Source organism: Bartonella sp. B41 (assembly GCF_053795765.1).
In genome coordinates this window covers 1,086,373-1,099,732 of the sequence record NZ_CP200037.1, presented here as the reverse complement: position 1 = coordinate 1,099,732, position 13,360 = coordinate 1,086,373, and the positions used below count along the sequence as shown (strand labels likewise).

General features: G+C 38.5%; 13 protein-coding genes. 10 read left to right on the top strand and 3 right to left on the bottom strand.

The annotated features are described in order from the left end of the window. The first annotated feature begins 42 nt into the window (after nucleotides 1-42). Both V4P54_RS04820 and tolB read left to right on the top strand, forming a co-directional pair. Nucleotides 43-1,140 carry a cell envelope biogenesis protein TolA gene (locus V4P54_RS04820; protein ID WP_455476895.1) on the top strand — a complete coding sequence of 366 codons (1,098 nt, stop codon included), beginning with the start codon at nucleotides 43-45 and terminating at the stop codon, nucleotides 1,138-1,140. Nucleotides 1,141-1,183: 43 nt separating this feature from the next. Further along, nucleotides 1,184-2,506: a Tol-Pal system beta propeller repeat protein TolB gene (tolB, locus tag V4P54_RS04815; RefSeq protein WP_455476894.1), complete on the top strand. Its 1,323-nt coding sequence runs from the start codon at nucleotides 1,184-1,186 to the stop codon at nucleotides 2,504-2,506. A 144-nt stretch (nucleotides 2,507-2,650) separates the two neighbouring features. On the opposite strand, the gene V4P54_RS04810 is transcribed toward tolB, so the two are convergent. Next, nucleotides 2,651-3,397 (bottom strand): YebC/PmpR family DNA-binding transcriptional regulator, encoded by a 747-nt coding sequence (locus tag V4P54_RS04810; RefSeq protein WP_455476893.1) that lies wholly within the window; start codon nucleotides 3,395-3,397, stop codon nucleotides 2,651-2,653. A gap of 367 nt (nucleotides 3,398-3,764) precedes the next feature. Between V4P54_RS04810 and V4P54_RS04805 the strand changes: the two genes are divergently transcribed. From V4P54_RS04805 to glmM, 7 genes are all read left to right on the top strand, one after another. Then, on the top strand, nucleotides 3,765-4,454 hold the full coding sequence (locus V4P54_RS04805) for a DUF1013 domain-containing protein (protein WP_455476892.1): 690 nt from the start codon (nucleotides 3,765-3,767) through the stop codon (nucleotides 4,452-4,454). Between the two features lie 17 nt (nucleotides 4,455-4,471). Further along, complete coding sequence (locus V4P54_RS04800; RefSeq protein WP_455476891.1) at nucleotides 4,472-4,615, top strand: hypothetical protein; 144 nt, start codon at nucleotides 4,472-4,474, stop codon at nucleotides 4,613-4,615. A 97-nt stretch (nucleotides 4,616-4,712) separates the two neighbouring features. Next, complete coding sequence (gene pal, locus V4P54_RS04795) at nucleotides 4,713-5,231, top strand: peptidoglycan-associated lipoprotein Pal (protein ID WP_455476890.1); 519 nt, start codon at nucleotides 4,713-4,715, stop codon at nucleotides 5,229-5,231. A gap of 435 nt (nucleotides 5,232-5,666) precedes the next feature. After that, nucleotides 5,667-5,801, top strand: a complete 135-nt coding sequence (locus tag V4P54_RS04790) for a hypothetical protein (RefSeq protein WP_455476889.1) — start codon at nucleotides 5,667-5,669, stop codon at nucleotides 5,799-5,801. A 100-nt stretch (nucleotides 5,802-5,901) separates the two neighbouring features. Continuing rightward, nucleotides 5,902-7,323, top strand: coding sequence for a tRNA lysidine(34) synthetase TilS (tilS, locus tag V4P54_RS04785; protein ID WP_455476888.1), 1,422 nt, complete (start codon nucleotides 5,902-5,904; stop codon nucleotides 7,321-7,323). Nucleotides 7,324-7,436: 113 nt separating this feature from the next. Then, nucleotides 7,437-9,458, top strand: coding sequence for an ATP-dependent zinc metalloprotease FtsH (gene ftsH, locus V4P54_RS04780; RefSeq protein WP_455476887.1), 2,022 nt, complete (start codon nucleotides 7,437-7,439; stop codon nucleotides 9,456-9,458). 294 nt (nucleotides 9,459-9,752) lie between these two features. Beyond that, nucleotides 9,753-11,108, top strand: a complete 1,356-nt coding sequence (gene glmM, locus V4P54_RS04775) for a phosphoglucosamine mutase (RefSeq protein WP_455476886.1) — start codon at nucleotides 9,753-9,755, stop codon at nucleotides 11,106-11,108. A 253-nt stretch (nucleotides 11,109-11,361) separates the two neighbouring features. Here the strand turns inward: glmM and V4P54_RS04770 are convergent, their stop codons facing one another. After that, a complete protein-coding gene (locus tag V4P54_RS04770) occupies nucleotides 11,362-11,799 on the bottom strand; it encodes a hypothetical protein (protein ID WP_455476885.1) in 438 nt (145 codons plus the stop codon). A gap of 3 nt (nucleotides 11,800-11,802) precedes the next feature. After that, nucleotides 11,803-12,129, bottom strand: coding sequence for a DUF883 family protein (locus V4P54_RS04765; RefSeq protein WP_455476884.1), 327 nt, complete (start codon nucleotides 12,127-12,129; stop codon nucleotides 11,803-11,805). Between the two features lie 398 nt (nucleotides 12,130-12,527). Between V4P54_RS04765 and V4P54_RS04760 the strand changes: the two genes are divergently transcribed. Then, nucleotides 12,528-13,358: a MotA/TolQ/ExbB proton channel family protein gene (locus V4P54_RS04760; RefSeq protein ID WP_455477692.1), complete on the top strand. Its 831-nt coding sequence runs from the start codon at nucleotides 12,528-12,530 to the stop codon at nucleotides 13,356-13,358. Nucleotides 13,359-13,360 lie beyond the last annotated feature (2 nt).

Sequence of the window (13,360 nt, the reverse complement as noted above, 5' to 3'; positions counted from 1 at the left end):
AACAGCGTATGATAATTTAAAATAAAACATGTAGAGATGGATATGAACAAAGGCTCTTATCATGATATGAAACGAGGCTTGGCTTTTTCCCTTGTCGCGCATGTGGCTTTACTTAGTTTGGGAGTTTTTCATTTTACTTCTGTTGTTCATTTACCGCAGCAGAAAACGGAAGCTGTTACAGTTACTCTTGCATCTTTTGGTAAAGAACTATCCTTTTCCAAAGGAGTATTGAATGCGCCTGTGCATGAGGTTTCTTCTGTTAAACCAACAACAAAACCACAAAAAAAGGAAGAGGCACTTCATGTTGGAGATGAACAGCTTGATAGTCCATTACCATTTATTCCTAAGGAAAAACAACGGTATGTTGATGCTGCACCAGAGGTATCTTTGCCATTGATGAAAACACAAGAATCATCAGAAACAAAGGTAGGGGATTTTCTAGAAGATCCGCAGAAAATTGTCCAGCAAGTTGGGTTAGAAGTGTTCGAAAAAGAGTCGAAAAATGAAGAAGTAACATTGCCACAAGAACTGACTGCAACTGTACAAGAAGAACTTGCAGAGAAAATTCCTGTACGCAAACAAGCAGCAAAAATTGCATTGCCAGAAAAAGTTCTTCCTCCACAGTTTAAGCCAAAAACAACACGGCAATATGTTTTCCCAAATGTGCAGGTTGTGAAAAAGAAAAAAGAGCAAACAATTGAACAGATTTTGGCAATGGAAGAAAAAAAATTGCTCAATCGCATTCGTACTCAAGGAGGTGGAGCAAAACATTCTAGCAAACAAGAAGCTTTGGGAGAACGAAAAAAATCTGATGATACTACAAAAATGGCACAGACTTTGGTTAGTATAGCTGGTGGGTGTATTCAAAAAAAACTGAAGCTTGTTGCTCTTGGTGGTGATTTAAAAAATCGTCCAATTATGCGTTTACGGTTTTACTTAGACCATGAGGGTATGGTTATGGGGGATCCAGTTGTTGAACCACTAGGTGGTGAAGAGAGCCAGCAAGTCATCATGGAAAGGCAAGTGTATGCTGCTGTTTTCTCATGTCAACCTTATGCAGATCTTCCTCGTGACCAGTATAATTTGTGGGGACAAGGTTTTGATTTTAATGTTGATCCCCTTCAAGAGGTAGTACAATGAAATGCAGATACGTTTCTATTCTAGTGAAAGGATATATTCCAGTATGGCGGTGGTAAGGTACACACTTTTCCCTTGGTTTATAATGATTATAGGCTTTTGGATTATGGGTTTTTCGTTGGCGCATGCCCAGCTAAAAGGAACTATTTCTAGTGCTGATTTTAATCCTATTCCAATTGCAATAACGGATTTTATTTCTAATGATTCAATAGGATTGAAGATAGCTGCTGTTGTTACTGCAGATCTTGAGAGGTCAGGGCTTTTCTTGCCGCTTGATAAGGGATCTTTTTTTGATCAGATTATCGATCCAAACAGTCAACCAAATTTTTCTAATTGGAAAAAAATGAATGTTCAGGGTTTGGTTACGGGGCAAGTTATAAGAGAAAATGATGGAAGATTAAGGGTAGATTTTCGGTTATGGGATGTTTTAGGACATCGCCAGATTAAAGGACGACGTTTTTATACAGAGACAGAACGTTGGAGACGTGTTGCACATATGATTTCGGATGAGATCTATAGTAAAATGACAGGGGAAAGTGGTTATTTTGATACGCGAATTGTTTTTATAGATGAAACAGGTCCTCAAAATGCTCGTGTTAAACGTTTGGCGATTATGGATCAAGACGGAGCAAACTTGATTTATATGTCTGATGGGAGTGAGTTGGTGTTAACACCGCGTTTTTCACCTAAGAGACAAGAAATCACTTACATGGCTTATGAGCATAATAAAACACCCAATGTTTATCTTCAACAAATCGAAATGGGACAGAGGGAGTTAGTCGGAACCTTCAATAATATGACAATTTCTCCACGGTTTTCTCCAGATGGTCAAAAGGTGATTATGAGTTTATTGCAAAATAATGGTAGTGCAAATCTTTACACTATGGATTTGCGTACCCGCAAAATGACGCGGATAACAGCAACTTTAGCAATTGATACATCGGCTTCTTATTCTCCAGATGGGACGAAGATTGTTTTTTCATCAGATCGTACTGGAAAGCCGCAAATTTATACGATGAATGTGGATGGTAGCAATCTTCAGCGTATTTCTTCAAATGAGGGGAGTTATTCTACACCTATTTGGTCTCCCCGTGGTGATTACATCGCTTTTACAAGGCAAACTGAAGGACAATTTTCCATTGGTGTTATGCATCCTGATGGACAAGGGGAACGGATTTTAACTACGGGGTTTCACAATGAAGGACCAACTTGGGCTCCAAATGGTCGTGTGTTGATGTTTTTTCGCAAAAATCCAGGTACGGGCCCTAAAATTTACACGATTGATATTACTGGACGCAATGAACGCCAATTGCCAACGCCTAATGACGCTTCCGACCCAGCATGGTCACCACTACTCAATACTCATTAACAAAAATAATGACTTGGTAAAATGAATGGAATACAAGAGGTGAGATTGGTGTTTATGCAGTCTGTTTGCGTTGTTGATTTATTCATACAGAGTTAGCTCGCATAAATAGCCAATTGATATATAGGCAAAGATCATATAAGAAAACTACATAGGCAATTTTGCTAAAATTTCATCACTGATATCAAAATTAGCATAAACATTTTGCACATCATCGTCATCTTCTAATGTTGTGATCAATCGTAAAATAGATAAAGCTTTTTCTTCATCTACTCGTGTTAAAGTTGTTGCTTTCCAAATAGTTTTAATTGATTCTGCTTCTCCAAGCTTTGCTTCAAGTACTTTAGAAACTTCTCCAATATCCTCAAATGCACAGGTTATGTGATGACCAGTTTCTTCTGATTGCACATCTTCTGCACCAGCTTCAATCGCTGCTTCCATGATATTATCGGTTGTGCCAGCTTCAGGTTTATAGACTATTTCGCCGATTCTATTAAACATAAAGCTCACAGCTCCCGTCTCGCTTAGAGTACCACCAGATTTAGTAAAAGCGGCACGCACATTTGAGGCAGTTCGGTTGCGGTTATCAGTTAAAGCCTCAACAATAACTGCTACGCCTCCTGGACCATATCCTTCATAACGCACTTCATCATAATGTTCTGCATCATTACCTGAAGCTTTCTTAATTGCTCGTTCAATATTGTCCTTTGGCATCGATTGTGCTTTGGCATTTTGCACAGCGAGTCTTAGACGTGGATTCATGGCTGGATCAGGAGCGCCTTGTTTAGCTGCAACAGTAATTTCACGTGCAAGCTTGGAAAATATTTTTGAGCGCGCAGCATCTTGGCGTCCTTTACGGTGCATAATATTCTTAAATTGTGAATGTCCTGCCATGGTTTCAGCTTCCCTTTCAGTTTATGGCTTTTCCCCAAATTTAGGTGATTAGATATCCATCCTAATGGAATAAATGCACCAGCGAATGCTTTGCAGCATAGAGTGAATAGATTGAATGAATTCCTTATAAAAAAAATCATCTTAAAGGTAAAGATCTTCTCTCGAAGATCATAGTTAGATAGATAGCTTGTCGTCTGTTGAAAATCGCGCTATAGTAAAATAGATTTCATGACAAGAATTGTTTATTCTATGTCTCGCTTTGCTGAAGCGGGTTAACGTGGTCTTGCATGAAAAAGGAAAATACTTCACAGCTCCAGATTGAGCAATAACCTGCCTTAGGAGAGGCAAATAAGAGGATGTTATAGATATGGCAACGCAACTTTTGATGCCCAAAGCTACAGCTGTTTGGTTGGTTGATAATACAGCACTTTCTTTCGATCAGATTGCAGAATTTTGTAAATTGCATGTGTTGGAAGTAAAAGCTATTGCTGATGGGGATGCTGCTCATGGTATTAAAGGTTTAGATCCGATTAGCTCTGGGCAGTTGACGCGTAGTGAAATTGCGCGTGCAGAAGCCGATAAAACTGCGCGGTTAAGAATTTCTGAGTCAAGGGTTCATGTTCCCGAGAAAAAGCGAAAAGGTGCTCGCTATATTCCTCTTTCTCGGCGTCAGGATCGCCCAAATGGTATATTGTGGCTGGTAATTAATCATCCTGAATTAAAAGATGCTCAGATTGCAAGGCTGATTGGGACAACAAAAGCAACCATTGAACAAATTCGGAATAGAACACATTGGAATAGTGCTAACTTAGTTCCTTTGGATCCTGTAGGTCTTGGTTTATGTTTGCAAGTTGATTTATCTTTGGAGCTTCAGCGTGCTGCAAAAAATCGTCCTGTTGCTCCTGAGGGGGATAGATCTTTACTTCCTGCATCCATTACAGAAAATGCTGTTTTTGATGAAGATATGGATGAACAAAGACACGACAAGAATTTTGATGCTGATAAAGTTTTTGCAAAGCTGAATGCTCTTAAAAAGAAAAGTCAGGATGATACATAAAATAGAGTGATATACAGATGGGGCATTACAGGAATAAACCCGATATAGAGACTGGGCGCTATGTGGTTTTGTCGCCGCGTGTGTGTGAAAGAAAAAGAGCTATGGATTGGGAAAGTTTGCATCAAATAATAAAGTGGTGGACAATAAAAAGTGAACAATAAAATCAGCAAAAATAATCATTATTCTTAAGCAGTTTATAACAATGCTTTCTTTTAACTTTGATGCTTATTTGAGCTTACCAACAAGGAGAATTAGTCTATGAGCTCTATCAAAAACATTATCCTTCATCCATTAGCAGTGATTCTTTTTTTCTCGCTATCTCTTGTCGGTTGTTTTAAAAAACATGGCATTGGAAACGGTGTTGGTAGTCCTTATTTCAATGGTGCTAATTTTAATCAGTTTCCATCGGATGTGAGGAAGGATTTTATTGTTAATGTTGGGGATCGTGTTTTCTTCGAATTCAATTCTTCTTCGATTAGTTCTGATGCTGAGCACGTTTTGATTCGCCAAGCTGAATGGTTGCTTCGCTATCCTTTCTATTTCATTACAATTGAAGGTCATGCTGATGAACGTGGCACGCGTGAATATAATTTGGCACTTGGACAGCGTCGTGCTGTGGCTGTACGTGACTATTTAATTTCTCTAGGTGTTTCTGCACAACGTATACAAACGATTTCTTATGGAAAAGAACGACCAGTAGTTGTGTGTGATGATATCTCCTGTTGGAATAAGAATCGGCGTGCTGTTACGACGATTAATGGTATGAGTGATCGTTAAAAATCAATAATGGTCTGTCTGATCAGACAGATCATTTAGTATTTGTTTAGGAGATGTATGTGTGCGTGTGAACGAAAAAGGTAGAAAATTGTCTTGTTTATTTTGAGTATATAGCTAAATATTTTTAGTAATTGTTATGAATCTTCTCTAAAAAAAGCGGAAATTATTTCTGCTCACGATAAATTGATATTTTAGAATGAAGATTTATAATATACGCAAAGTGTAGAAATTATTTCTTTGATATAGAATATTTAGAGAAATTATTCTAAATAATAAGAATAAACATCAAAATACTTCACGAAAATGCTCAATACAACATCTTTATTATCTGGAATTACAAGTGTGAAACCAACTTAAAAGAAGTTCTCGATTTTTCAGAAAAAGTTGGTGATTATTTGGATAAAATGCATCAAAAAAACATTTTTAGTAAACTGTGTGAAAGTAATAACTTTCAATGTCTTTCCCGAAGCGCTTTATAAAAAAGGTTGTGATTTTATTCTTTCTGTTCATTATCGTGAAGTGGTTAAGATTTTGCTGAAATTAGCAATAAGCATGTCCGCTGTTGGTTAAAATAAAGAAGCTTGTATGCTTTTTGCTAGAATACTAAACATTATAAAATGCTGGAATGTGCTTTTCATAGATGTATTGGAAAGGAGCGGAGTCGTTTGCGGTGCTCGTTAGATTAGCAGCAAATATCTTTAAGATATCAGATTTTGTTCAGTGTAAGAAGCTGATTCTTGCGGTATCTGGTGGAGGGGATTCACTGGCTTTGTTGTTTTTGGTTAGAGATTATTTAACAACGCTTTCTATTCCTCCGGAGATTATTGTCGTTACTGTTGATCACCAATTGCGCAAGGAATCGGCTTGTGAAGCGGAAAATGTTGCAAAAATTTGCCGCTCTCATAAGATTAAACATGTTATTGTGCGATGGGAAGGAGAAAAGCCAAAGACGCAAATTGCTGAAAAAGCGCGTATTGCACGGTATAATCTCTTATTTAAAGAAGCGCAAAAACATGGTGCGACTCTTATTATGACAGGTCATACGCTTAACGATCAGGTTGAAACTTACCAGATGCGTTGTCAACGTGTTCAAAGAAGCATGAGCGTTTTGCCGCAAGGAATTCATTATGGTCATTTTGATGCAGTGGGTTGTTCAGCAGATATGGAAGAGAAAAGCTGTGGGTTGGTATATCAGCGAGGTTTATCTTGCATTCCACGTGAAGCGTTGCTGCGTCGAACAGTGCGCTTGATCCGTCCATTGCTTTCGGTGAGGCGTGAAACATTGCGTTCTTATTTGATTTTACAAGGGAAAACATGGATAGATGATCCAACAAATGAGGATTCAAATTTTGAACGTGTGCGGGTGCGCAAATCTCTTCCTCAGAAAAAGTTTACTGAAATTGCAGGGAAGGTTGATAAAGCTGCTCTTAAACGGCGTGAACAGGCAAAGAATATTGCAAATTTGATCTTAGAGCTGGATATTAGGGTTGAGTATGGATGTTGTTTTATCGAAAATCCTGTACAATCTCTACATAAACATCCAGATTTCCTCTTTGTTATTGGTCTTTTTGCTGTTTTGATGGGAGGGAGTTCTTATTTGCTTCCCAATAAAAAATTGATGACTATTGGTCAGAAATTATGTCTGAATTCTGCCCAAAAGCAATGTTTTACTCTGGCTGGGTCAGTTATTGAATATAACCAAAATAGGATTGCTGTTTGGCGTGAATCTCGGAATATTCAAGAATTGGTTATCGATGCAGGAAAGACTAGTTTATGGGATGGACGCTATCAGATCACCAATTATGGGGTTGATATGATTAAGGTTGGTGCAGCTGATTTGGGATATTTGAAGTTTTTGTTAAAGAACGGCATTTTTTCTCTTGAACGTCCGCATTTTCCTTCTTTACGGTCGTTGCCGATGGTTTCGAGTGATAAAGGAACAAATATTCCAGAATTTTCTTGTCAAGATATGTTTCAGCAAAATATCTTCATAAAGCGGATTATGGCTCCTTTCGATTGGCTTTTATCATGTGAAGATGCGGTTTTTATTAATGTTATTGAACCTTTTTTTAACACTGAAGTGAAAAGATAGAGAAAATTGCCCTAAAAGATGGTAAACACCTCATCATGCCTTGGCAAGGGGCAGACAAGGTTATATGTTAAAGAAAACTCTTTGAAGAATGTATTTGATTGAATGGGTCTAATATGAATTCCAATTACCGCTCTCTCCTCATTTGGGGAGCTATTGCTTTAGTTTTGATTGTGTCGTTTTCTTTCTTTAATGGAGAAAATCAGCGTTCTGGAGGTGGAGAGCTCTCCTATTCTGAATTTTTGAAAAAAAACGAGAATGGTGAGCTTAAATCTGTGACCATTCAGGGGCAAAAATTAACGGGGTATACTGTTGATAATAGAGTTATTTCAACTTATGCACCACGCGATCCAATCTTAATACAAAAATTGGAAAGTAAAAATGTTAATGTGAAGGCTGTTCCTGAAAGTTCTGGAAACGGTATTTTTTTAAACCTTTTATTTTCATTGCTTCCTGTTGTGATTATTGTTGGGGCGTGGATTTTTTTTATGCGACAAATGCAGAGTGGATCGCGCGGTGCTATGGGGTTTGGGAAATCAAAAGCAAAATTACTAAACGAGGCTCAAGGGCGTGTCACTTTTCAGGATGTTGCTGGTGTTGAAGAAGCGAAGCAAGATTTACAGGAAATTGTCGAATTTTTGCGTGAACCACAAAAATTTCAGCGCTTAGGTGGACGTATTCCACGGGGTGTTTTGCTCGTTGGCCCTCCTGGAACCGGTAAGACCTTGCTTGCACGTTCTGTTGCTGGGGAGGCAAATGTACCATTCTTTACAATTTCTGGGTCAGATTTTGTTGAGATGTTTGTTGGTGTTGGTGCAAGTCGTGTGCGCGATATGTTCGAACAGGCTAAAAAAAATGCACCTTGTATTATTTTTATTGATGAGATTGATGCGGTTGGGCGTCATCGTGGGGCAGGACTGGGTGGAGGAAATGATGAACGTGAACAGACCTTAAACCAGTTGCTTGTTGAAATGGATGGATTTGAACCAAATGAAAGTATAATTCTGATTGCTGCAACGAATCGTCCTGATGTTCTTGATCCTGCTTTGCTGAGACCTGGGCGTTTTGATCGGCAGGTCGTTGTGCCAAATCCTGATATTTCTGGGCGCGAACAGATTTTGAAAGTTCACGTGCGTAATGTTCCTTTGGCACCGAATGTTGATTTAAAAATTTTGGCAAGGGGAACTCCAGGATTTTCTGGTGCTGATTTGATGAATTTAGTCAATGAAGCTGCGCTCATGGCAGCTAGTCGCAATAAGAGAGTTGTGACTATGCAAGAATTTGAAGATGCAAAAGATAAGGTTATGATGGGTGCAGAGCGTCGTTCAACTGCTATGACACAAGAAGAAAAAGAACTAACAGCCTATCATGAGGCTGGGCATGCTATTGTGGCTCTTAATGTGCCTGTTGCTGATCCTGTTCATAAAGCAACAATTGTGCCAAGGGGAAGAGCTTTAGGAATGGTTATGCAATTACCTGAGGGGGATCGTTACTCCATGAGTTATCGGTGGATGATTTCTCGTTTGGCTATTATGATGGGGGGAAGAGTAGCTGAAGAGCTGAAGTTCGGGAAAGAGAATATCACGTCTGGTGCTTCATCCGATATCGAACAAGCTACAAAATTGGCACGGGCGATGATTACGCGGTGGGGATTTTCTGATCTTCTTGGAAATGTTGCTTATGGTGATAATCAGGATGAAGTCTTTTTAGGGCATTCTGTTGCACGAACGCAAAATGTTTCTGAAGAAACGGCACGCATGATTGATGCTGAAGTACGTAAGCTTATTGATGATGCTTATACGAGTGCTACAAAAATTCTGAAAGCGAAAAAGAAAGAGTGGTTTGCTCTTGCTCAAGGTTTGTTGGAATATGAGACTTTAACTGGAGCTGAAATCAATGAAGTCGTTGCAGGAAAGCCACCTTCACGAACACAGGTTAGTGAAAGTTCTTCTCCACGGACTTCATCTGTGCCTAAGACTAAAGTCAATAAGATGGCGGTAAGCAAAGTAGAGCAAAAAGTTAAAAAAGAGACAGCCGATTCTGAAGATGTTGGCTCCTATGATACTGAATCTAAAGAAGTGAAGTCTGGTGGGGTTGAAAAAAAGCGTGGGGCGCAGAAAAAATCTTCGAAATCGTGAGTTTTTCTCAAAGCAGCATAGATGGTTAAAAAAGTTAGAGGCTGCTGGGTAGAAAGGGAAATGGGCGTTTGAGGTAATTCTTGGCGGATGGTGTTTTTTGAAAGATTTTGAGAAAAATTTTTTAAGAAAGGCGCAAGTCATCTTGCGCCTTTGAAGTGACATTAGAAAATGTGTACGAGGGGAATGTTTTGAAAATATATAAAAGCAGCTGCTGAGTTACGTGGGAAAGAACCGTGAGGTTGTATTCTTTGGTTAGCCCTGTGAAAGAAAGAGTTCGTGCAAAGGGAAATAGGGATGGTGCAAAAATATTTTGGTACAGATGGAATTCGGGGTAAAGCCAATGTTTTTCCTATGACACCAGATTTTGCCATGAAAGTGGGTATGGCTGTGGGAGCTTTGTTTCGACCGCAAAGTCAGTCACGTCGGGTTGTAATTGGTAAAGATACTCGTTTATCTGGTTATATGTTGGAAAATGCTCTAGTTTCGGGATTCACTGCTGCTGGGATGGAGGTTTTGCTGTTGGGGCCAGTACCAACACCAGCCGTTGCTATGCTTTGTCGCTCGTTACGCGCTGATATTGGGGTGATGATTTCTGCTTCTCATAACGTTTTTTACGATAATGGTATTAAACTTTTTGGCCCTGATGGTTTTAAGCTATCAGATGATGTAGAAGCAAAAATTGAGCATCTGATCGATACAGATCTTTCAAAATCCTTAGCTAGTGGTGCTGAAATTGGTTATGCAAAGCGAGTGGAAGGAGATATTTATCGTTACATCGAATATGCTAAACGAACTTTGCCACGGGATGTTCGTTTAGATTCTTTGCGGATTGTGGTGGATTGTGCCAATGGTGCAGCATATAAAGCTGCACCACGTGCTCTGTGGGAACTAGGAGCAGAAGTTTTTGCTATTAATGATACGCCTAATGGAATCAATATCAATAAAAAATGTGGGTCAACGGATCTGACTTCTTTAAAACAGAAAGTTCATGAAGTGCGAGCAGATGTTGGAATTGCTCTTGATGGAGACGGAGATCGTGTTTTAATCGTTGATGAGAAGGCGCAAACAATTGATGGAGATCAGTTAATTGCTGTCATTGCTGAGCATTGGCATAAAACAGGACGGTTACAGAGAAATGGTGTTGTTGCAACTGTTATGTCAAATCTTGGTCTTGAGCGTTTTTTGCTTGGTAAAGGGTTGGAGTTTGTTCGGACAAATGTTGGAGATCGGTGTGTCGTTGAGGAAATGCGTCAGAAGGGATATAACGTTGGGGGTGAAGTATGTGGACATATTGTTCTTGGTGATTTTGGAACGACAGGAGATGGATTAGTGGCTGCTTTGCAGATTTTAGCTTGTATGCAAGAAAACCAAACTTCTATGAGCAATTTGTGTAAGCGGTTTGAACCTGTACCACAAATCTTAAAAAATGTGACGATTAAAAACAAAAATGTATTAGAAGAGAGCACAGTCAAAACGGCAGTTGATCGAGCAGCAAAGCGGTTGGGAAAGGAAGCACGGTTGGTAGTTCGTGCATCGGGAACTGAACCGTTGATTCGCATCATGGCGGAAGGTGACGATCAAGATCTTCTTGATGCTGTTGTGACAGATGTGGCCGATGTCATTATGCATCATGACGCTTATTTGAGATAAGATAATTTTAATTTGAGAACAGTGATTATTTTCACCATTGGGAAATTGTTCTACGAATTTGGAATTTGGGGAAAAAGATACTTTTGACCATTATTCTTATCCTGTATGGGTAATTTTACACATAAAATAATGGTTATTGATATGTAGATGATGACAGATCTATAGGCGTTTAGTTGGAAGATTGATGATTCTAAAAAGTGCTTTCTTCTTGCTATATTGAGAAAGCACTTTCTGAGGATAAAATGTGTCCTGTTTAGGAGTGACCTTTTTTATCTTTCTTCCATAATAGGTAGGTCGTAAGTCCAAGAATTGCAACGCCAAATTTAGTAAAAGGAAGATGTTTGCCTAACGTGAATATTCCTGAGAGTGTTGCATCTGTCACTAATTTATGATGCTGTTCTTCCAATTTCCTTTGTTGATAGGAGCGTCGAGAAATTTTGAGAACTTTGCTAGCTAAAATGCTTAATCCTACAATAAAAAGCCAAATGAAAAACATTATACTTGCTGCTGCGAGAGGTTTCATAACCGAACATAACATAATGAAACCGATGATGCATAAGAATAGCAAGGATATAAACAATGAAACTCCAATAATTCCAAAAAAAATTGCTTGAAGATACGCTTGCTTAACGGTGCTTTTGAATCCTTCACCGACAAGATAGTTTAAAAAAGGAGTGAGCAACGTATGCATTGATTAACGACGGAATAATTGGGCAAGAATAAAGCCAATTCCTGCTGCAACAAGGACACTTTTATTAGGGTTTTTGCAAACGCATCGACTTAGTGCTTCTTCAAAATTGCTTATTTTATCTTTTGCTTGGGATATGATCTCTTCGCTGTTTTCTTTTGCTGAATTATATAGTTTTTCTGTTTTATGTTTTGTTTGATGTAATTTGTTTGCACCAAGATTAGTTAATTTTGAGGTTGCATTTGAAATGTCACTACGTAGTTTTTCAAATTGTGCTTGTAGATCTTTTTCTACTGATTTTTTATTGTTTTCTGATGTTTTATTATTTGCCATGATTAGTATTTCCCTCTTTTTACTGATTATTATGTGTTTATTTTTATTATTTTCAGTGGAGTAAAATTTTTTATTTTTTGGATAACGTAAAATAAGTTTCTTAGTTCCATTTTTTATCTAATTTTGAAATGTTTTTTGGTAAAAACATTTCAGTGAAATCAATCTTTCTTGTGTAATAAATATTCTTATCAATTATATTGTATAGAGGAAAAAATTTTAGAAATGTCTTGAATGGGACAATCTTTTGAATAAAACTATACTTTGTTTATCTAGTTTTATTCCTTAAATTTGTCACAGAGTGGTATTATGGGGAACAATGTTGTGGAGGAGTGATTCTATGCGTTTAGCGCCGCAACTGTACAATCGAAAATATAAAATAAAAATGGCGTGAGATGAAAATGGAAACTGAGACAGTACCTTTAGACAACGTGTCTTCGGCGTTTTCTGGGCATGATCTTTCTCCCTTCTCTATGTTTATGACAGCTGATTGGGTTGTAAAGGGTGTTATTATTTCTTTATTATTGGCTTCTGTCGTATCGTGGACGATTGCTTTTGCCAAGATAATTGAAATCACTTTGGCGAAACGAAGGGTGCGTCATGAGCTTAGGTTGGCTCTTAATGCCCAAACCCTTACACGTTTGGCTGCTAGCTTGAAAGATAGTAAAGGGGTTGGGGTTATCTTTTTAAGGGAAACACTGAAAGAAGTTTATCTTTCTATTCAACATGCTAATTTTATTGGGACAGAAGGTTCTTGTGAAAAAAAATCCGAACAGATTGCTTTCAGTGAAGATACCATTCCTTATGAGGAGATTGCTCGATATGGGAAGATTGCTCGTGATATTAACGAAGGTGTGAAGGAGAGGGTGCATTCGCTTTTGTCGCGCTGTTTATTATCTGCTATGCGACGCGTTGCACGTGGGAGTGCTGTTCTGGCAACTATCGGTGCTATTGCTCCCTTTGTGGGTCTTTTTGCAACTGTTTGGGGGATTATGAATGCTTTCATTGGAATTGCTGAATCTCAGACAACGCGACTTGATGTAGTAGCCCCTGGAATTGCAGAAGCTTTGCTTGCTACGGCTATTGGGCTTTTTGTGGCTATTCCTGCTGTTATTATGTATAATAGTCTTATGCGTGCCCTTAGTGGTTATCGTAACGATTTAGGTGATATTGTTGCTGCTGTTGAAAGGCTGTTAAGTCGTGAGCTCGATAAATATAGACAGAAGTTATAGAT

Excerpts from the sequence above, each read along its gene's own strand:
- V4P54_RS04820 (WP_455476895.1), top strand. The coding sequence starts at position 43 with ATGAACAAAGGCTCTTATCATGATATGAAACGAGGCTTGGCTTTTTCC.
- tolB (WP_455476894.1), top strand. The coding sequence starts at position 1,184 with ATGGCGGTGGTAAGGTACACACTTTTCCCTTGGTTTATAATGATTATA.
- V4P54_RS04810 (WP_455476893.1), bottom strand. The coding sequence starts at position 3,397 with ATGGCAGGACATTCACAATTTAAGAATATTATGCACCGTAAAGGACGC.
- V4P54_RS04805 (WP_455476892.1), top strand. The coding sequence starts at position 3,765 with ATGGCAACGCAACTTTTGATGCCCAAAGCTACAGCTGTTTGGTTGGTT.
- V4P54_RS04800 (WP_455476891.1), top strand. The coding sequence starts at position 4,472 with ATGGGGCATTACAGGAATAAACCCGATATAGAGACTGGGCGCTATGTG.
- pal (WP_455476890.1), top strand. The coding sequence starts at position 4,713 with ATGAGCTCTATCAAAAACATTATCCTTCATCCATTAGCAGTGATTCTT.
- ftsH (WP_455476887.1), top strand. The coding sequence starts at position 7,437 with ATGAATTCCAATTACCGCTCTCTCCTCATTTGGGGAGCTATTGCTTTA.
- glmM (WP_455476886.1), top strand. The coding sequence starts at position 9,753 with ATGGTGCAAAAATATTTTGGTACAGATGGAATTCGGGGTAAAGCCAAT.
- V4P54_RS04770 (WP_455476885.1), bottom strand. The coding sequence starts at position 11,799 with ATGCATACGTTGCTCACTCCTTTTTTAAACTATCTTGTCGGTGAAGGA.
- V4P54_RS04765 (WP_455476884.1), bottom strand. The coding sequence starts at position 12,129 with ATGGCAAATAATAAAACATCAGAAAACAATAAAAAATCAGTAGAAAAA.
- V4P54_RS04760 (WP_455477692.1), top strand. The coding sequence starts at position 12,528 with ATGGAAACTGAGACAGTACCTTTAGACAACGTGTCTTCGGCGTTTTCT.